This window comes from Leifsonia sp. AG29, from assembly GCF_009765225.1.
Classification (GTDB): domain Bacteria; phylum Actinomycetota; class Actinomycetes; order Actinomycetales; family Microbacteriaceae; genus Leifsonia.
The window spans coordinates 2,212,614-2,230,841 of sequence record NZ_VMSF01000001.1 but is presented as its reverse complement, the minus strand read 5'-3'; the positions used below and the strand labels follow the sequence as shown (position 1 = coordinate 2,230,841).

At 73.2% G+C, this 18,228-nt stretch carries 19 protein-coding genes; 7 read left to right on the top strand and 12 right to left on the bottom strand.

Annotated elements, in window-relative coordinates; genetic code table 11:
- Positions 1-86: 86 nt before the first annotated feature.
- Positions 87-1,961 carry a thioredoxin domain-containing protein gene (locus FPT20_RS10715; RefSeq protein WP_158865129.1) on the top strand — a complete coding sequence of 625 codons (1,875 nt, stop codon included), beginning with the start codon at positions 87-89 and terminating at the stop codon, positions 1,959-1,961.
- Between the two features lie 14 nt (positions 1,962-1,975).
- Here FPT20_RS10715 and FPT20_RS10710 read toward each other — a convergent pair whose 3' ends face one another.
- The 3 genes from FPT20_RS10710 to FPT20_RS10700 all read right to left on the bottom strand — a co-directional run bounded on the left by FPT20_RS10710 (position 1,976) and on the right by FPT20_RS10700 (position 3,992).
- Positions 1,976-2,311 (bottom strand): hypothetical protein, encoded by a 336-nt coding sequence (locus FPT20_RS10710; protein ID WP_158865127.1) that lies wholly within the window; start codon positions 2,309-2,311, stop codon positions 1,976-1,978.
- Positions 2,312-2,767: 456 nt separating this feature from the next.
- Positions 2,768-3,673, bottom strand: coding sequence for an aminodeoxychorismate lyase (locus FPT20_RS10705; protein WP_158865125.1), 906 nt, complete (start codon positions 3,671-3,673; stop codon positions 2,768-2,770).
- Positions 3,674-3,707: 34 nt separating this feature from the next.
- Entirely contained in the window at positions 3,708-3,992 is a 285-nt protein-coding gene (locus FPT20_RS10700) for an acylphosphatase (protein ID WP_199245746.1), read from the bottom strand.
- 23 nt (positions 3,993-4,015) lie between these two features.
- On the opposite strand from FPT20_RS10700, the gene FPT20_RS10695 reads away from it, so the two are divergent.
- Positions 4,016-5,680: a DUF7059 domain-containing protein gene (locus tag FPT20_RS10695; protein WP_158865121.1), complete on the top strand. Its 1,665-nt coding sequence runs from the start codon at positions 4,016-4,018 to the stop codon at positions 5,678-5,680.
- Here the strand turns inward: FPT20_RS10695 and FPT20_RS10690 are convergent.
- The gene (locus FPT20_RS10690; RefSeq protein ID WP_158865119.1) at positions 5,634-6,152 is read right to left on the bottom strand and encodes a metallophosphoesterase family protein; all 519 of its coding nucleotides are present in this window, start codon (positions 6,150-6,152) and stop codon (positions 5,634-5,636) included. The genes FPT20_RS10695 and FPT20_RS10690 overlap by 47 nt on opposite strands.
- A gap of 47 nt (positions 6,153-6,199) precedes the next feature.
- On the opposite strand from FPT20_RS10690, the gene FPT20_RS10685 reads away from it, so the two are divergent.
- Positions 6,200-7,231, top strand: a complete 1,032-nt coding sequence (locus FPT20_RS10685) for an aldo/keto reductase (RefSeq protein ID WP_158865117.1) — start codon at positions 6,200-6,202, stop codon at positions 7,229-7,231.
- 18 nt (positions 7,232-7,249) lie between these two features.
- Here the strand turns inward: FPT20_RS10685 and FPT20_RS10680 are convergent, their stop codons facing one another.
- Both FPT20_RS10680 and FPT20_RS10675 read right to left on the bottom strand, forming a co-directional pair.
- Positions 7,250-7,675: a WapI family immunity protein gene (locus tag FPT20_RS10680; RefSeq protein ID WP_158865115.1), complete on the bottom strand. Its 426-nt coding sequence runs from the start codon at positions 7,673-7,675 to the stop codon at positions 7,250-7,252.
- Positions 7,676-7,682: 7 nt separating this feature from the next.
- Positions 7,683-8,276 (bottom strand): NADPH-dependent FMN reductase, encoded by a 594-nt coding sequence (locus FPT20_RS10675; protein WP_158865113.1) that lies wholly within the window; start codon positions 8,274-8,276, stop codon positions 7,683-7,685.
- A 192-nt stretch (positions 8,277-8,468) separates the two neighbouring features.
- Here FPT20_RS10675 and FPT20_RS10670 point away from each other — a divergent pair, with 192 nt between their 5' ends.
- Both FPT20_RS10670 and FPT20_RS18155 read left to right on the top strand, forming a co-directional pair.
- Positions 8,469-8,699, top strand: coding sequence for a hypothetical protein (locus FPT20_RS10670; protein WP_158865111.1), 231 nt, complete (start codon positions 8,469-8,471; stop codon positions 8,697-8,699).
- 74 nt (positions 8,700-8,773) lie between these two features.
- Positions 8,774-11,704 (top strand): helix-turn-helix transcriptional regulator, encoded by a 2,931-nt coding sequence (locus FPT20_RS18155; RefSeq protein ID WP_158865109.1) that lies wholly within the window; start codon positions 8,774-8,776, stop codon positions 11,702-11,704.
- 60 nt (positions 11,705-11,764) lie between these two features.
- Here the strand turns inward: FPT20_RS18155 and FPT20_RS10660 are convergent, their stop codons facing one another.
- Positions 11,765-12,187, bottom strand: coding sequence for a TraR/DksA family transcriptional regulator (locus tag FPT20_RS10660; RefSeq protein WP_158865107.1), 423 nt, complete (start codon positions 12,185-12,187; stop codon positions 11,765-11,767).
- Positions 12,188-12,270: 83 nt separating this feature from the next.
- Between FPT20_RS10660 and FPT20_RS10655 the strand changes: the two genes are divergently transcribed.
- A complete protein-coding gene (locus FPT20_RS10655) occupies positions 12,271-12,561 on the top strand; it encodes a hypothetical protein (protein WP_158865105.1) in 291 nt (96 codons plus the stop codon).
- An 18-nt stretch (positions 12,562-12,579) separates the two neighbouring features.
- Here the strand turns inward: FPT20_RS10655 and FPT20_RS10650 are convergent, their stop codons facing one another.
- From FPT20_RS10650 to FPT20_RS10640, 3 genes are all read right to left on the bottom strand, one after another.
- On the bottom strand, positions 12,580-13,068 hold the full coding sequence (locus FPT20_RS10650) for a glutathione peroxidase (RefSeq protein ID WP_158865103.1): 489 nt from the start codon (positions 13,066-13,068) through the stop codon (positions 12,580-12,582).
- An 86-nt stretch (positions 13,069-13,154) separates the two neighbouring features.
- Entirely contained in the window at positions 13,155-14,540 is a 1,386-nt protein-coding gene (locus FPT20_RS10645) for an L-serine ammonia-lyase (RefSeq protein ID WP_158865101.1), read from the bottom strand.
- A gap of 77 nt (positions 14,541-14,617) precedes the next feature.
- Positions 14,618-14,782 (bottom strand): hypothetical protein, encoded by a 165-nt coding sequence (locus FPT20_RS10640; protein WP_158865099.1) that lies wholly within the window; start codon positions 14,780-14,782, stop codon positions 14,618-14,620.
- 111 nt (positions 14,783-14,893) lie between these two features.
- Between FPT20_RS10640 and FPT20_RS10635 the strand changes: the two genes are divergently transcribed.
- The gene (locus FPT20_RS10635; RefSeq protein WP_158865097.1) at positions 14,894-15,475 is read left to right on the top strand and encodes a class I SAM-dependent methyltransferase; all 582 of its coding nucleotides are present in this window, start codon (positions 14,894-14,896) and stop codon (positions 15,473-15,475) included.
- A 31-nt stretch (positions 15,476-15,506) separates the two neighbouring features.
- On the opposite strand, the gene FPT20_RS10630 is transcribed toward FPT20_RS10635, so the two are convergent.
- Positions 15,507-16,535 (bottom strand): YeiH family protein, encoded by a 1,029-nt coding sequence (locus FPT20_RS10630; protein WP_233265474.1) that lies wholly within the window; start codon positions 16,533-16,535, stop codon positions 15,507-15,509.
- A gap of 35 nt (positions 16,536-16,570) precedes the next feature.
- Positions 16,571-18,163 carry a S53 family peptidase gene (locus FPT20_RS10625; RefSeq protein WP_158865093.1) on the bottom strand — a complete coding sequence of 531 codons (1,593 nt, stop codon included), beginning with the start codon at positions 18,161-18,163 and terminating at the stop codon, positions 16,571-16,573.
- Positions 18,164-18,228 lie beyond the last annotated feature (65 nt).

Genomic DNA, 18,228 nt, shown 5'->3' with positions numbered 1-18,228 from the left:
TCGTCACGTTACCAGCGGCCTCCGACGGCCCCGGCTCGGAGACCCGGCCGGTGCCGGAGCGACCGCGCCGGTCGTAGGGTGTGCGCATGCCGAACCGCCTGGCCGACGCGATCAGCCCGTACCTCCGCGCGCACGCGGACAACCCCGTCGACTGGTTCCCGTGGGGAGCCGAGGCCTTCGCCGAGGCGCGCCGGCGCGACGTGCCGATCGTCGTGTCGATCGGGTACGCCACCTGCCACTGGTGCCACGTCATGGCCCGCGAGAGCTTCAGCGACCCGCAACTCGCCGCGGAGCTGAACTCGCGCTTCGTCGCGATCAAGGTCGACCGGGAGGAGCACCCGGAGGTCGACGCGGCCTACCTGAGCGCCGCGAGCGCCTTCACCGGGAACCTCGGCTGGCCGCTCACCGTGTTCGCGACGCCGAGCGGGCGCGCCTTCTTCGCCGGGACCTACTTCCCTCCTGTGCCGACGGGCGGCCGGGCGTCGTTCCGGCAGGTGCTCGACGCCGTCTGGGACGCCTGGACGGAGCGCCGCACCGACGTCGACCGCGACGCCGGGACCGTCGCCGAGGCGATGGCGGCGGCTTCCCGGGCGGCCCAGGAGCAGTCCGATCTGCCGACGATGCACGACCTCGATGCCGCCGTCGGCCTCCTGGAGCGGGCGGAGGACCCGGAGTTCGGCGGGTTCGGCACCGCGCCGAAGTTCCCCGTCGCTCCCGTGCTCGGCTTCCTTCTGACGCGCCCGAGCGGGCGGTCGCTCGGGTTACGGACGCTCCAGTGCATGGCCGCATCGCCCCTCCGTGACCCCGTCGACGGCGGCTTCTTCCGCTACGCCACGCGGCGCGACTGGAGCGAGCCGCACTACGAGCGGATGCTGTACGACAACGCGCTGCTGCTCGACGCTTACTCGACCGCGTGGCAGCAGACCGGCGCCGACTGGGCCGAAGAGGCCGCCGACGGGATCGTGCGGTTCCTCCTCGGGGTGCTCCGGCGACGCGGCGGCGGCTTCGGCTCGGCCCAGGACTCGGAGAGCACCATCGACGGCGCACGGGTCGAGGGCGCCTACTACACGAGCGGTGTCGCGGAGCGAGCGCGACTGGAGGCGCCTCCCGTCGACGGCAAGGTGCTGACGGGGTGGAACGGCTTCGCGATCGCGGCCCTCGCGCGGGCGGCGCGGATCCTCGCCCGCCCCGCCTGGCTGGCGGCCGCGCGGGAGGCGGCGCTCTTCCTCCTCGACCACCACCGCCGTGAGGACGGAACGCTCCTTCGCGTGTCGCTCGACGGCCGGGCGTCGGAGGCGGGCGCCACGCTCGAGGACTACGGGGGCCTGGCCTGGGGCCTCCTCGAGCTCGCCGCGGCCGACGGAGACCCCGCTGCGGCGTCGGCGGCCCGCGACCTCGTCGACCTCTGCCTCGACGCGGCCCGCACGGCGGAGGCGTGCCCGTTCGAGACGCCCGGAGGAACGGACCCCGTGCTCACCGCGACGGGGCTCGCGGTGCGGGTGGATCCGTCGGAGGGCGCCTACCCGTCCGGGCTGTCGTCCATGGCGACCGCGTCGCACCTCCTGTACCTGATGACGGGGGAGCGGCGCTACGAGCGGGCGGCCCGGGAGGCGATGCGGCTCGTCGCCGCTCCGGCCCTCGACTCGCCGAGTGCTTTCGGGGCATCGCTGACGCTCATGTCGCGGCTGGCAGGGGAGGTCGTGCAGCTGGTGGTCGTCGTGCCGAGGGGCGGCGGTGGGGTGGAGGCGGATGTGCCGGACCCGCAGGGGCTGCTCGCCGCTGCGCGGCGCGAGGAGGCTCCGTTGGTGGCGGTCGTCGACGATGCCGCGGCCGCGGCCTTCGCGGCGGACGGGTTCGAGCTGTTCGAGGGGCGCGCGTCGCGGGACGGCCTCCCGACGGGCTACCTCTGCCGCGACTTCGTGTGCCGGCTGCCGGTCACGGACCCGGCCGCGATGGCCTGAGCGGCGTGGGGGATTCAGCGGCGCTCGACGCGGTCGAGCATCCCCCAGACGGCTTCGCTCAGTTCGGGGTGCTCCAGGGCGATCCGCCGGAGGACACCGTACTCGAACCGGGCGAACGTCTCGCGCCCGGCAGACGGGTGGTGCGCGCGCGACTGCTCCTCGGCGAGGTCGAATTGCTCGATGGCACCGGACCGCAGCGAGATGACGACCTGCTCGTCGACGCTCGGGAGGTCCGGGATGAACTGCCACGGATCCTCGCCCGCGCGGCAGCGGTGCTCGATGATGGCGGCCAGCTCGTCGCGCGCCTGCTGGCGCATCACCTCGATGCTCCGTGGCACGTGCTCCGTCATCGCCCCTCCCTCCGCGGCACTCCGCCCGGCGGCCCTGCCGAAGCGGTTCGTACAGCCTAAGCGGTGGGTCCGACCTCCGCGAATCCCGGCGCCCTCGGCGGCGCCCTCGGGGCGCCCACGGGGCGCGGGATTCGTGCCGAATGTAGGCGACGCGCGCCCCGTAACGCACATTCGGCACGAATCTCGAGCCCGGGGACGACGGGGTGGCCCCGCATTCGTGCCGAATGTGGGGGACGCGCGCCCCGTGAGGCACATTCGGCACGAATGTGGGCGCCGGGGACGCGGGAGGGGAAGTACGCGGGGCGCCTCGGGGGCGCGGGATTCGTGCCGAATGTGGGGGACGCGCCCGGCGTGAGGCACATTCGGCACGAATGTGGGCGCCGGGGACGAGGGGAGGGAGGAAGGCGGGAGGGAGGGAGGGAAGGACGGGGACGCGACGCGACGGACCCGCCGGGCTCAGTCGGTCCGCGCCAGCAGGTAGGCGTTCAGCTCGTCGGTGAGCGCGTGGTCCACGGGGTAGTCGCGCCCGTCGAGCCACGTCACCGGGCCGGCGAGGCGGACGCTCGATACCAGCCAGATCGCGTCGGCGGCCGCCACCTCCTCGAGGGTGATGCGGCCGTACTCGGTGGTCAGTCCGCGCGCCTCGAAGAAGGCAAAGACGTCGGCCTGGGTCGTTCCGGCGAGGATGCCCTGGTCGGTCTGAGGGGTCCGGACCACGTCACCGGTCCGGATTACGACGTTCGAGGTGGGGCCCTCGAGCGCGAAGCCGTCCGAGCTGACGAACAGGACGTCGTCCGCTCCGCGGCGCACCGCCTCCCGCTGGGCCGCCCGGTTGACGGCATAGGAGAGGGTCTTGGCGCCCGCGAGCAGCCACGGGGAGGTCTCGGCCACGTCGTGCCGGTAGCCCCGGTCGAGCGACACCACGCGGATGCCCTGCCGGTCGGCGGTGAAGTCCTCGCCCTTGTCGACGAAGATCCAGCCGCTCGGGCGCCCGGTGCCCTCCACGCCCCGCGAGTAGATCAGCTTCGCGAACAGCTCGGCCCCCTCCCCGTCGAGCGTCACGCCGTTGCGGCTCAGGTAGTCGGCGACCCCCTCGTGCACGGCGAGCCGCCACACGTCGAGCGCGGGCTCGGGCAGGTCGAGGAGGGCCGCGGAGTGCGCGAGCCGCGCGAGGTGCGGCTCGAGCGCCTGCGGGTGGCCCTTGATCACCGCGATCGTCTCGAAGACGCCGTCGCCGCGCGTTACGGCGAGGTCGGTGATGCGCACCTGCGGCGCACCGAAGTCTGAGACGGTGAAGCCGGTGTCTCCGGGCTCGGTGGTCCCGGTGGGCGTGGTCACGGTGAGCAGCGTTGCGCGGGTCATGCGTCCATTGTGCCCGCGCCGGCCCGATTCCGGGTCAGACGGTCTGACGGATGCGGAACCGGTCGTCCCCGTCCGGTTTCGCATCCGTCACGTCGACCATCTCCACCGACGCACCGGGAGGCCCGGAGCGCAGCCAGCCGAGCATGCGGTCCACGCTCTCCGGTTCGCCCTCGACCTCCACCTCGACCGTCCCGTCCAGGCGGTTGCGCGCCCAGCCGGCGACGCCGAACCGCTCCGCGGCCTCGCGGGCGCCCCACCGGAACCCGACCCCCTGCACGCGGCCCGTCACGATGACTCTCTTGCGGATCACACGGCCCATTGTGCTCCTGCTTGAATGGAGCGGTGAGCTCACCCGCCGACCGGCCCGACCTGATCGCCGCCCTCCGCTCCGACCTCGAAGCCGCCGGATTCGGCGTCGCCGGGGTCACCGCCCTGTGGGGCGAGGAGGCGGCGGAGGCGCTCCACCGGGGCCAGCGCCTCCCGGCTGAGCGCGCCCTCGCCAGGCGCGAGGCCGGCCCGCTCGGCACCCTCGCCGCGCTGTTCGTGCTCGGCAGGCCGGTCGGATGGAGGGAGGCGGCGCGGGCCTTCCCCTCGCTCGGCGTCGCCGGAGCGGTCGAACTCCGGCTCGTCGAGACCGCGGCCGCGTCCGGCATCGAAACCCCCGCCGAGCCCGGCACCGAAACCCGGGCCGAGCCCTCGACGGAACCCGGCACCACCGACCTCACGGTCGCCCCCCTCGTCGACCTCCGCCCCTACGCCTTCGCCGACGCGCTCGGCGACGACGAGTGGTGGATCGCCTCCGATCTCGGCGAGGTGGCGCTCGGCCACGCCCTCCCGGAGGACCACATGCTCGGGGTGGGAGGCGCCTCCCTCACCCTGAGCGGGATCATGCTGCAGCGCCCCGTCGCCTCGGCGCTCGACCTGGGCACGGGGTGCGGCATCCAGGCCCTGCACGCCGCCCGGCACGCCGAGCGGGTCGTCGCGACCGACATCTCGGAGCGAGCACTGGCGTTCGCGGCGTTCAATGCGCGGCTGAACGCCGTGGAGGGGATCGAGTTCCGTCTCGGCAGCCTCTTCGAGCCGGTCGCGGGCGAGCGCTTCGACCACATCGTCTCGAACCCGCCCTTCGTGATCACGCCGCGCACGGAGGGGGTCCCCGCGTACGAGTACCGCGACGGCGGCATGGTCGGCGACGGACTGGTCGAGCGCTTCGTCACCGCCTGCGGAGAGCACCTGACGCCGGGAGGCATCGCCCAGTTGCTGGGCAACTGGGAGTCCAGGAAGTCCCGGGAGGCCCCCGGCCGGACGGTCAGCGGGCTCGACCGCGTTCGCGGCTGGGTCGAGGCGGCGCCGGTCCCGCTCGACGCCTGGGTCGTCGAGCGCGACGTCGAGGACGCCGTCCGCTACGCCGAGACGTGGATCCGCGACGGCGGGACGCGCGCCGGCACGCCCGAGTTCGACTCGCTCCTCGGCGCCTGGCTCGACGACTTCGAGGATCGCGGCGTGGTCTCGGTCGGGTTCGGATACGTACTGTTGCGCCGCAGCCCCCGAGCCGAGCCGACGCTGGCACGGTACGAGCGCCTCCATGGCTCCCTCGGCGCGAACGAAGCGGGACTCGGGGTGCACCTCTCGGAGGCGCTGGCCGCGCACGACCTGCAGTCGCGGCTCGACGACGACGGTCTCGGGAGGCTGCGGCCGACCGTTGCGCCCGACGTCACGGAGGAGCGCCACCTCTGGCCCGGCGCGGACGCGCCGACGGCGATCCTGCTGCGTCAGGGCGGAGGCTTCGGCAGGGTCGTCGACGCCGGCACGGCGCTCGCGGCCCTGGTCGGCGCTTGCGACGGGGAGCTCTCGGTGGCGGCGATCGCTGCGGCTCTCGCCGACCTGCTCGACGTCGACGAGGAGGCGCTCTCCCGCGAACTCCTGTCGGGCGTCCGGGGGCTGCTCGTCGACGGATTCCTCACGGCCGCGCCGGCCGCGTCGGCGGGGTCAGCTGGACCAGTGTGACGTCGGCGAGCCGTCCCTCCTCGACGACCGCGGTCAGGTAGGTCCCGGCCGGCTGCCGCCTCCGGTCTGTGGGCGAGCCCGGGTTCAGGAGGCGCATCCCTCCCGGCGTCACGGTGTCCCACGGGATGTGCGAGTGCCCGAACACGAGCACGTCGACCCCGGGGAAGGCCGTCTCGCAGCGCTGCTCGCGCCCCGAGGCCGGGCCCGTCTCGTGCACGACGGCGAACCGCACGCCCTCCAGCTCGACCCGTGCGACCTCGGGCAGCCGGCCGCGGAGGTCCGGGCCGTCGTTGTTGCCCCACACCCCGATCACGCGCCGCGCCCGCGCCTCCAGGAGGTCGAGCGTGGCCGTGTCGACCCAGTCCCCGGCGTGGATGACGACGTCGCCCTCGTCGATCGCGGCGAGCAGCGGCGCGGGGATGGCGCGGGCCCGCTTGGGGATGTGCGTGTCCGAGATCATGACGAGCTTCACCGCACCGACGGTAGGCGATCCGCCGTCGCAGGGCTACCTTCGCCGGTATGGACCTACGGAACCTCGGAAACAGCGGCACGATCGTGTCGGAATTCGCGCTCGGCACGATGACCTTCGGCGCGGAGGCCGACGAGCGGACCTCGCATCGCATCCTGGAGCGCTACCTCGATGCGGGCGGCAACCTGGTCGACACGGCCGACGTCTACTCGTCCGGAGCCTCGGAGTCGATCATCGGGCGCTGGCTGGCGCGCAACCCCGGCGCCCGCGAGTCGGTCGTGATCGCGACGAAGGGGCGCTTCCCGATGGGAGGCTCACCCAACCAGCTGGGCCTGTCGCGCACGCATCTCCGCGCGGCGCTCGATCACTCGCTCCGGCGTCTCGGGGTCGACCACATCGACCTGTACCAGATGCACGCCTGGGACGCCCTCACCCCGATCGAGGAGACGCTGCGCTTCCTCGACGACGCCGTCACGGCCGGGAAGATCTCGTACTACGGCTTCTCGAACTACCTCGGCTGGCAGCTGACCAAGGCCGTGGAGGTGGCGAAGGCGCGCGGCTGGGCGCCCCCGGTCACGCTCCAGCCGCAGTACAGCCTCATCGTGCGCGGCATCGAGCACGAGATCGTCCCCGCCGCACTCGACGGCGGAGTGGGGCTGCTTCCCTGGTCGCCGCTCGGCGGTGGCTGGCTCAGCGGCAAGTACCGCCGCGACGAGGCGCCGACGGGCGCCACGCGCCTCGGTGAGAACCCGAAGCGCGGCATGGAGGCGTGGGAGGAGCGCAACGCCGACCCGCAGACGTGGCGGATCATCGACGCGGTGCAGACCGTGTCGGAGCAGACAGGTGCCAGCATGTCTCAGGTCGCACTCCGCTGGCTCTCGGATCGGCCGGCGGTGACCTCGGTGATCCTCGGCGCGCGGACGGTCGAGCAGCTCGAGGACAACCTCGGCGCGGCCGACGTCCGGTTGAGCGACGAGCAGCGGACCCTGCTCGACGAGGCGAGCGCCCGCCACGCCGAGGCCTATCCGTACGGCGAGCAGGCGATCGCGCAGCGGCACCGCAAGCGCGAGGGAGGGCGCTGAGCGCGGCGCCATCCGCCGTCACGCCTCCAGCGAGGAGAGCTCCCCGGCCAGGTCGCGGGCGGCCTCGAGCACCCGCTGCGAGGTCGTCCGCAGGCCGATGACGACGTCGCTCACGGCGTCGCTGTCGGTGCGCATCCGGAGGACCGCGACCCGCAGCTCGACGGTCCCTCCCGGGATGCGCCTCCCGCTCGCGGACAGCGCCGGGTCGGTAAACGTGACGGACGACCAGTCGTCCGGCGCGCCAGTGGTGTCCTCGGCGATGCCGGCGAGCCAGGCAGCGAGATCCGCCGTCTCGCCCGAGGTGAGGAGGGGACCGTCGAGGCGCCAGTGCCGGGGGCCGTCCGTCACCTCGACCGCGAGGTCGACGAGACCGTCCTCGCCCGCCGCGCGAGCGAGCGTGCGCAGCTCGATGCTGCGCGGTTCGACCTCGTCGGCGAGTCTCATGCCGGGCTCACTGAGCGGCGGGCACGACGGTCAGCACGCGCTCGATGTACTCGAAGAAGGCGTTCATGTAGCCGCGCAGGAAGGCCTCCGTGCCCGCGTCCGTGACGGTCCCGTCCGGCTCGATGAGGCCCGGGCGCATCCAGATGTAGGCCTCGGGCGCATTCATCTGCGGGGCCTGGAGGAAGCTGAGGATGCTGCGCAGGTGCTGCTGCCCGACGGCCGTCCCGATCTGCCCCGGCGAGGCGCCGATCACCGCCGTCGCCTTGCGGGCGATCACGTTCTCGCCGTAGGGGCGGCTCGCCCAGTCGATGGCGTTCTTGAGCGCGCCCGGGATGGACCGGTTGTACTCCGGCGTGATGAACAGGAGCGCCTGCTGCTCGGCGATGAGCGCTTTGAACTCGCGCGCCTCCTCCGGGAAGTCGCCGTCGAGGTCGCGGTTGTACAGGGGGAGGCGGCCGATCGGGATCTCGGTGAAGGACAGCTCGGACGGAGCCAGGCGGAGGAGCGCGCGCGAGAGCGTGCGGTTCACCGAGTGCTCCGAGAGACTGCCGACGAAATAGCCGACCCGGTACGGCGGCTGCGGTTCGTTGATGGTTGCCATGCTGCCAGGATGCTCCGGGCCGCAGGCCGGCGAAAGCCCCCGTCGATCCTCTCAGCATCCCTCCGTCTCCCTAAGGCTCCCGGTCGTGCGGAATAGGGCATTCGTCCGATGCGGCGGGGGCGCCTTAGAGACGAGTCTGAGGTCATCGGATAAGGCAGACGAGGGGATGGAACGATGCTGTCAGATGAGTTCATGACGAACCGGATCAACGCGAGGGCGTTCGCCGAGATCGAGCGGGAGGCGGAGCTGCGGCGCCGCGCTGCGGAGCGTCGGGAGGCGCTGCGGAGCGCAGAGGGCTCGGGTCGCCGGGCCCCGGTCGGCCCGGGTATCGCGGACGCTCCCTCCGCCGTGCTGGTCGCGCTCGAGCCGGCGCGCGAGGTCGCGCCCGAGCCGGCGCGCGAGCTCGCGCACGCGGGCTGCTGAGCGAGGGTTCCGCCCTGGGCGAAGCGATCCTTCGGGGCGTCCCGGATGTCGGTGGCCGGTGGCACGATGAGGCTATGCGAGCACCGGCGACGAGCCCCGTGATGATCGGCCGCGAGGCCGATCTGGAGGCCTTGCGCGACGAGTTCGCGCTCGCCGCGGCGGGTGGACCGCGTGCCGTTGTGATCGGTGGCGAGGCCGGGATCGGCAAGTCGCGGCTCCTCTCCGAGTTCCTCACCGGTTTGGAGGGGGTGGCGACCGTGCTGCTCGGCCGCTGCGTCGACCTCGGCAGCGACGGCGCCCCGTACGCGCCCTTCGCGACCGCGCTGCGCCGGCTCATCGACGAGCGGGGCCTTCCGGCCGTCCTCGAGGCCGCCGGGCCGTCGGCCGGCGTGCTCTCGGCCCTTCTTCCCGAGCTCGCCGACGAGCAGGCCGTGCCGCAGCGGACGGGCCGGGAGCGGCTCTACGAGCTGGTGACGCGCCTGTTCGAGAACATCTCCGATGACGCGCCGCTCGTCCTCGCCATCGAGGACGTGCACTGGGCCGACAGCTCGACGCTCGAACTGCTGCGCTTCGTGCTCCGCATGGTGGAGCGCGGCCGGATCCTCGTCGTGCTGACGTACCGGAGCGACGAGGTGGTCCGCGGGCACCCGCTGCGGTCGTTCCTCCCCGAGCTCGATCGCACCCGGCGGGTGACGCGGTGGGAGCTGTCGCGCCTCGGCCGGGAGCAGGTCGTCGCGCTCGTGGAGCAGCTGATCGGCGGCGGGGGGCCCGATGGCCCCGATCCCGAGTCGATCCAGCGGGTCAACGACCTCAGCGAGGGCGTTCCGTTCTTCGTGGAGGAGCTCGTCGGCATCGACGGCCTCCGCACCGGCGACGATCTGCCGGAGACGTTCCGCGAGCTGCTGCTCGCGCGGTACGAGCGACTCAGCGATCCGGCACAGCGCCTGCTCCGCCTCATCGCGGCCGGAGGCTCCTGCGTCCGCCACGAGCTGCTCGAGGCCGTCTACGACGGACCTGCCGACGAGCTCGACGCGGCCGCCCGCGAAGCGATCGCGGCCAACCTCCTCGCCGCGGACTCGGTCGAGTACTCCTTCCGGCACGCCCTGGTGCGCGAGGCGATCCACGCCGACCTGCTGCCGGGGGAGCGCAGCCGGTTCCACGCCCGGTTCGCGGAGGCGCTCGAGGCCGAACCGCATCGTTCCGCGGTCCAGCTCTCGTCGCACTGGCTCGCCGCCCACGACCTGCCCCGCGCCTTCGCCGCCTCGGTCGAGGCGATGGACGAGGCCAAGTCCGCCTACGCTTACGCGACCGCGGCCGCCATGGGCGACCGGATGCTCGAGCTCTGGGACAGCGTCCCCGCCCCGGAAGAGCTCAGCGGGCGCGACCGGGTCGCGGTCATGGCGCTGACCGCCTCCGCCCTGCGCAACGCGGGCGACAACGACCGGGCGCTCGCGCTCGTCGACGAGGCCCTGCGGCACGGCGCCGACCTCCCGCCCTCCCGGCGTGCCCGACTCCTGCGCGACAAGGCGCAGTACCTGGCGAACCTGAACCGGCCGGGCAGCGACGGACTCCTCCGTGACGCGCTCGCGCTCGTGCCAGCGGGATCGCTCCCGGTCGGCGATGCCCTCCGGACCCACCTCCTCACCGAACTCGCCGCTCGCCAGATGATCGCGGGCGAGTTCGAGCCCGCCATCGAGACCGCCTCCCGGGCGGTCGCCGAGGCCGACGGGGCCCCGGCCGCCATGCGGTCGGTCGCGCACAACATCCTGGGCAGCTCGCTGATCGAGTGCGGGTGCATCGCCGAGGCACTAGCCGAACTCGACACGGCCGCCCGGCTCGCGGGCGACGAGGTGGCGCCGCTCCTGCGCTACGCGGTCAACGCGTCGGACGCGCTCAGCGCGCTCGGGCGGTACGACGAGGCGGTCCGCGTCGCCGCGACGGGTCTCGAGCGGGCCCGTGAGCGTGGGGTCGAGCGCACGGCGGGGGCCTGGCTGGCAGCGAACCAGGCCGAGGCGATGGCCGCGCTCGGCCGATACGACCGCGCTGCCGAGCTGCTCGGCTCCGTCACGTGCCTCGACCCCCGGGCGGAGCTCTGCGTCCGGCTGCAGCAGGTCCGTGTCCTGCTCTGGTCGGGCGACGCCCCCGGTGCGGACGACCTGATCCGGCGCAACCGGGCCGCGTTCCGGACGCTGGCGCCCATCGAACTGCAGTCCCGGCTCGGCGTCGCCCGGGCCGTCGGCGAGGTCGCGATCGGCGTGGGTGACCACCGGCGCGCGTGGGAGGAGACCTCCGGTGTCGGCTCGCCGCCGTTCCTGACCATGCCGGGCTACGACCTCCCCGTCATCGCGATCGCCGCTCGCGCGCTCGCTGAGCTCGCCTCCGAGGGCGACGCCGCATCATCCGGCATCGACGTCGCCGCCGAGGCCGGCCGCCTCGACGGTCTCCTCGCGACCCGGGAGGAGTGGCCGACGGCCCGCGTGTGGGCACCGCTGGCGCGCGCCGAGCTCGCCACCGCGCGCCTGGCGGTCGAACCGCGCGACTCCGTGCCGGCCTCGGACCTCGCCGACGAGGCCGCTGTCGCTTGGGCGCACGCGATCGCGGCCGCGAACGAGCCCATCGCACCGGTCCACCTGCGCCCGTATGCGCTCCTGCGTGCCGCCCGGGTGGCCTTCGCGACCGGGCGGCGCGGAGAGGCCGAGCAGTTCGTCCTCGACGCGCGCGACAGCGCCGAGGCTCACGGCATCGGACTGCTGACCGCCGCCGCAGACGCGCTGATCCGCAAACGTGGCTCCCGCGCACCGGTGCCGGCCGGCGGGGGCGTGGCGCTCACCGAGCGAGAGGAGGAGGTCCTCGCGCTCATCGAGCAGGGCCTCAGCAACAAGCAGATCGGCGAGCGGCTCTTCATCAGCGCCAAGACCGCGAGCGTGCACGTGTCCAGCATCCTGCGCAAGGTCGGGGCGTCCAGCCGCACCGAGGCCGTCTACCGTGCGGGGCGCGTGCTGTGACCGACGGGGCGCGGTGCGCCCGGGGGGCAGCACTCCCCGAGCGGCGCCTCCCGGCGAGCGTCAGCTCTCCGCGAGCGTCGCGCAGGTGATGCAGAGCCGCGCGGTCGGTCGCGCTCGGAGCCGGTCCACCCCGATCGGCCGGTAGCACCGTGCGCACACGCCGTACGTCCCGAGGTCGATGCGCTCCAGGGCCTCGCGGACGGCGATCATGTCCTGCGAGGCGTCCGCGCGCAGAGCCTCCAACCGGCTCCACTCCGACGACAGCGTCGGGCCCTCCGGATCGTGCTCGTCGTCCGCGGTCGACTCCGACCGCGACGCCAGCAGGCTCCCCAGAGACTCGGCCAGGCGTTGCGCCTCGGCCACATCGCCGCGCCGCCGCTGCTCGAGCAGCTCCGCCAGTTCCGCCAGCTCGACCTCGCTCAGGCCGCTGCCGTTCCCGATGTCCGTCAGGTCCAGCTCATCGGTGGTTCCTTCTTCGTACACGGGTCCTCCCCTCGATCCCCGATCCGTGACAGGGTACGCGCCGAGAGCGGATCATGCCGCACCCACACGCGTAGGCTCAGGTTGTGCCCAGCTTCCGCGTGATCGTCGCCGTCGGCATGCTCGGGCCCGGTGTCGCGCCGGAGCGCGTCGAGCCGGAGGCCGTCGCAGCGGGGCGCGAGCTCGCGGTGGTCGAAGCCTCCAACGTCGACGTGGTCGCGGGCGAGGCGCGCCTCACCGTCCGGTTCACCGCCGACCACCCGAGGGAGGCGCTCCGTGTCGCCGAGCACGTGGTGCAACGGATCGGGACGCTCGCGTCCATCGGTCCCTGGCGTCTGACCGAGCGGGTCGGTGGCCGCTGGTACCGCCGGGCCTGACGGCTCCGGACCCGGGTCTCAGGCGGCCGCCTCCACCGAGTCCTCGATGAGCGCCACGATCGCCGGGTCGTCCGGCTCGACCTTGCTGCGGAAGCGCCGTACCGACCCGTCGGGCAGGATCAGGAACTTCTCGAAGTTCCAGCGGACCTTTCCCGCCTTGCCCTCGGCGTCCTCCGCCTTCTTCAGCTCGACGAAGAGGGGATGGGCGGAGCGGCCGTTGAGCCGCATCTTCTCGGTCATCGGGAAGGTCACGCCCCAAGTCGTCGAGCAGTACTCCTTGATCGCCTCGGTCGTGCCGAGCTCCTGCAGGAACTGGTTGCTGGGCACACCGACGACGGTGAAGCCGCGGCCGCCGTACGTCTCCTGTAGCTCCTCCAGCGTCTCGTACTGCGGCGAGTAGCCGCACCGTGAGGCCACGTTGACGAGGAGGATCACCTTGCCGCGGTGCTCGGCGAGCGAGGTCTCCGCGCCGTCGATGGTGCGGAAGGGGATGTCCAGAAGGCTCATGGTGTCAGCGTACGATCGCACGCCGGACTGGATACAGATCTGTATCCGGCTCGCAGTCAACACTCAGCGAGCACTCACCGGGCCGATCAGCACTCGATGACGTTGACCGCGAGGCCGCCCTCGCTCGTCTCCTTGTACTTGGTCGACATGTCGAGCCCGGTCTGCCGCATCGTCTCGATGACGGTGTCGAGCGACACGAGGTGAGAGCCGTCACCGTGGAGGGCGAGCCGCGCGGCCGAGACGGCGGTCGAGGAGGCGATCGCGTTGCGTTCGATGCACGGGATCTGCACCAGGCCGCCGACCGGGTCGCAGGTCAGCCCGAGGTGGTGCTCCATGGCGATCTCGGCCGCGTTCTCGACCTGGCGGGGGCTCCCGCCGAGCACGGCGCAGAGCGCCCCGGCCGCCATCGCGCACGCCGAACCGACCTCGGCCTGGCACCCGCCTTCCGCTCCGGAGATCGACGCGTTCGCCTTGAAGAGGGAACCGATCGCCGTGGCCGTCAGGAGGTACTGGCGGATCCCCTCGGCCGACGCCCCCGGGACGAAGCGGAGGTAGTAGTGGGCAACGGCGGGGACGATCCCGGCCGCGCCGTTGGTCGGTGCGGTGACGACCCTCCCGCCCGAGGCGTTCTCCTCGTTGACGGCCAGGGCGAAGGCGTGCAGCCATTCGAGGGAGGTGGCGCGACCCGGCTCGTCCTGCACGCGCTCCAGGTGCTCGCGCATGGCCGCCGCCCGGCGCTTCACGCCGAGGCCGCCCGGGAGCACGCCGCCCCCGTCGAGACCGCGGGCGACGCACTCGGCCATGGCCTCCCAGATGAGGTCGAGGCGCTCGCGCACCGCCTCCTCGCCGTGCAGGGCGACCTCGTTCCGCCGGGCGACCTCGCAGATCGGCACGCCGTCGCGCTCGCACAGGGCGATCAGCTCCTGCGCGCTCGAGTACGGGTACGGGTGGGAGGCGCGAGCCGACAGGTCGGCCTCCTCGCCGTCGCGGCGGATGAAGCCTCCCCCGATCGAATAGTACGTCTGCTCGAGCAGGGGGAGCGGCTGGCGGCGGCCGTCGCGGTCGCGGCCCCAGGCGCGAAGCGTCAACGCGTTGGGGTGGCCGGGGAGGCGGGTGCGCGGCTCGAACGCGATGTCGTCCTTGCTCAGCGGGATCCGGTGCCGTCCGGCCAGCATCAGAGTGTCTCCGGCCCGCAACTCGGACCACGCTCCGCGGACATCCTCGGGACGGCACGTCTCGGGGGCCAGTCCGCGCAGTCCGGCGACCACGGCGTCGGGCGTTCCGTGCCCGATCCCGGTCGAGCCGAGCGATCCGTAGAGCGTGCAGGTGACCTGGTCGACACGGTCGAGCGCGCCGGTCTCGTCGAGCTCGGCCGCGAAGGCCCGCGCCGCCCGGAGCGGGCCGACGGTGTGCGAGCTCGACGGTCCGATGCCGATCGAGAACAGATCGAAGGCCGAGACGTACGCTGTCACTTCACCAGTGTACGTCGCCCGTTCCGCCGGAAAACCGCGCTGAACCGCTCATCTGCGCAACATGATTGCGTAGGCGGTCAGCGCCGTGGCGTGACCCGTCTGTCGGACGGGAGGAACCAGGCGCGGTCGAGGTCGTCGCCCGCGACGAACTCGATCTCGAATTGGCCGTCCTCGTCCGGACCCTCGATGACGACTCCCGGCCTGCCCTCGAACCACACGCTCGCGCCGATGCCCAGCTCCATGGCAGCCAGGGTAGACCGCCTCCCCGCCGCCCGGGAGCACCGGACGGGGTCACCCGACGGACGCGCGAGCCTCCGCCCCATCCCGAGGTGGCGGCGCGTAGGCTCGGCGCCATGGTCTTCGACTGGTCGCGGTTCTACGAGGAACAGGGCGGGCGGACGGTGCGTCCCACCTTCGACCGGGCGTTGGAGGCGCTCGGCGACCGGCCCGCACGGGCGATCGACCTCGGCTGCGGGGACGGCGTCGAGACCCGGCAGCTGGCGAAGCACGGGTGGGAGGTGCTCGCGGTCGACGCCGACCCGGGCGTGGAGCAACGGGTCGTTGCGGGACTCGCCGACGAGGAGGCCGCCCGCGTCACCGTGCGACGCTCGACGTTCGAGGCGCTGAGACAGCTCCCGCCGGCCGAGCTGGTCTACGCCGGCTTCGCGCTGCCGTTCTGCGATCCGGAGCATTTCCCCTACCTGTGGGCCGACATCCGCGACGCACTGGTGCCCGGCGGCGTCTTCGCCGGTGAGCTGTTCGGGCCCCACGACGAGTGGTTCGGTCGCCCGCACATGAACTTCCACGACCGGGCCGGCGTGGAGTCGATGCTGGCCGGCATGGAGGTGCTCGAGCTGGTGGAGGACGACCGGCGCGGGATGTCGTTCGAGGGTCCCAAGCACTGGCACGTCTTCCATATCGTCGCGCGCGCCTGAGCGACGGGTAGGCGCAGGCCGGACGTGCCCGTCAGCCGGCGGCCGCGGTCAGCCAGACCGCCGCGAGTGCGAGCGCCGCGATGAGCACCCACGATGCCAGTCCGGTGACGAGCGCGCGCCAGCCCTTGCTCAGGAGCGTTCGCAGCCGCACCGCCGTCCCGAGCCCGAAGAGGGCCATGGCCAGCAGGACCGTCTGGAGGGAGTCGGCCGCACCGGTCACGGCGGGAGGGAGCGGGACGAAGGTTCGCAGCAGCACCGCTGCCACGAATCCGGCGACGAAGAGCGGGACGATCGGAGGCCGCTTCACCGTCGGGTCGCCCGCGACGTGGCGCCGGCGCTCGACCACGGAAGCGATCGCGACCATCGGCGCCAGCGTGAGCACACGGGTCAGCTTGACGACGATCGCGACCGCCAGCGCTGCCGGCCCGGCGATCTGCGCGGTGGCGACGACCTGGCCGACGTCGTGGACGCCCGCGCCGACCCAGTGCCCGAACTGCACGGCGTCCAGCCCGAGGGGGCGCCACAGAAGAGGGAGCACGAAGATCGCGAGCGTTCCGCACAGGGTCACGAGGGCCACCGGCGTGGCCTGCTCCTCGTCCTTCGGCCTGACCACCCCGCTCATGGCGCCGATCGCCGAGGCGCCGCAGATGGAGAACCCGGTCGCGAGGAGGAGCGGCTCGTGCCCGGGGAGGCGCATCAGCCGTCCGATCCAGAAGGTCCCGGCGAACGCGATCACCACGACGAGCACCGTGCTGAGGATGGTCACCCAGCCGAGGCGCGCGATGTCGCCGAGGCTCAGCTTGAGGCCGAGGAGGACGACGCCGATCCGCATCAGGCGCTTGGAGCTGACCGACAGGCCGGCCGCGAGTGGACCGACGAGGGCGGGACGGGCGGCGGGGAGCTGACCGACGACGATCCCCAGCACGACCGCGGCGGTCAGCAGCGGGATGGCGGGCAGCAGCCAGTGGACCGTCCAGGCGAGCGCGGTCGCGAGTCCCGCGACCGCGACCCCGGGGAGCCAGCCCAGCGGCGGACGGGGCTGCGCGGGGCTGGGGGTCACCCTCCTATTCTGGCCGCTCCCGGAGGGGGCTCCCGTCAGACCGTGCTCACCAGCGCGGTTCCCTCGGGGACGCCGAGCCCGGTGCACGCGTCCCATCCGGCGCCTGCCGCGTACGCGCCGTTGTCGCCGCTCGTGATGTCGCGGAACCCCGCGGCGACCTGGCCGGCGCGGATCGAGTCGTAGAGCTTCGGCTGGACGAGCCCGAGCGGGCGGCCGGTCGATTGCGCCAGCCGCGCGACGAGCGCGGCCCAGAGGGGCGCGACGGCGCTCGTCCCTCCGATGACCGTGTCACGCCCGTCCACGCGGACCTTGTAGCCGGTCTGCGGATCGGCGACGGCGGACACGTCAGGGACGCCGCGACCGCCGGGTCCGTTGGCGTTTCCCCCCGCGTCCGTCCCTCCCGGACCCGGGGGGACGCCGACACCGGTCTGCCAGGCCGGGAGAGGGAACACGGCGCTCACCCCGCCTCCGGTAGCGCCGTTGCCCGCTCCGTTGTTCCACACGACCTCGCTCTGCACCGCACCCGTCGACGGGTCGGCTTCGAGCCGGGTGCCGCCGCAGGCCAGCGCGTGCGGCGACGACGCCGGGAAGTCGACGTGCTGCTTGCCGTCGGTGACGCGGTCCGTGCTGCCGTCGTCGCCCGCCGCGACCGTCGTTGTGACACCGAGGGCGGCCGCATCCTGGAGGGCCTGGTCGAAGGCCATCCGCGCCTGGGCGGTCCACTGGTCCTCCGCCTGGCCCCAGCTGATGCTGATCGCGGCGGGGGTGGGCTTCGCATGCGCCGCGGTGCTCACCGCGTCGAGGAATCCGGCGTCGGTGTTGGGTGCGAAGTAGACGACGATCTGGGCCCGCGGCGCGAGCGCCCCCGCCACCTCGATGTCGAGCATGACCTCCCCGTCCGCTCCGTTCGGGTCGCTGCCGGGCTGGTTCGCGGCGCCGTCGACCCCGACCGCCCGCACCGCCGGCGTCGGGATGCCGAGGCCCGCGAAGTACGTGTCGAGGTCGGACTGCTCGTAGCCGCCGCCGAGCTCGATGATGGCGATCGTCTGACCGCTCCCGTCCGTTCCCGCGGGGAAGGAGTACACCTCGCCGAGCTGCGGGGGAGTGTAGCTCGTCGTGACCGCGGAGGGCCTCGCGAGGCGGAACTGGGCTCGGGCCTGAGGGCGGTTGTCGAGTCCGAGGACGGCCGTCACCACGCCGTCGAGGGCGGCGGGGATGCTCAGGCCGCCGGAGCGCTGCCGGTAGGTCGGGGCGCCCTCCTCCGCATCCTCGCGGGTGGAGACCGCCAGGTCGGTGCCGAAGACCCGGGCCATGAGCCCGACCGGACCGCTGATCCGGACGCGCCGGGAGGCGCTGTCGACCTCGTCGATCGTGACGCCGAGGCCCGAGAGCGTGCTCTGGACCAGGTCGACGTCGCCGGGGGAGGCGCCGTAGCGTTCGGCGAGCTCGTCGGGCGTCAGCGGGTTCTCGAGCGCTTCGGCCGGGAGGTCGGCCCGGCGGCGCAGGACGAGGGTGGCGTCGACCGTGGCCTCGACGGGGAGCCCGCCGTGCGCGCGGAAGCCGGTGCGCTCGGGGCGCTCGCTGCCGGGGAGGGGGACAAGGTGGAGGGGCTCTTCCGCATCGGTCATACCCCTCGGTCTACCACCGGGGACCGACACGGCACAGTGCCCTCACCCGCGGTCGCGGCGCGGCG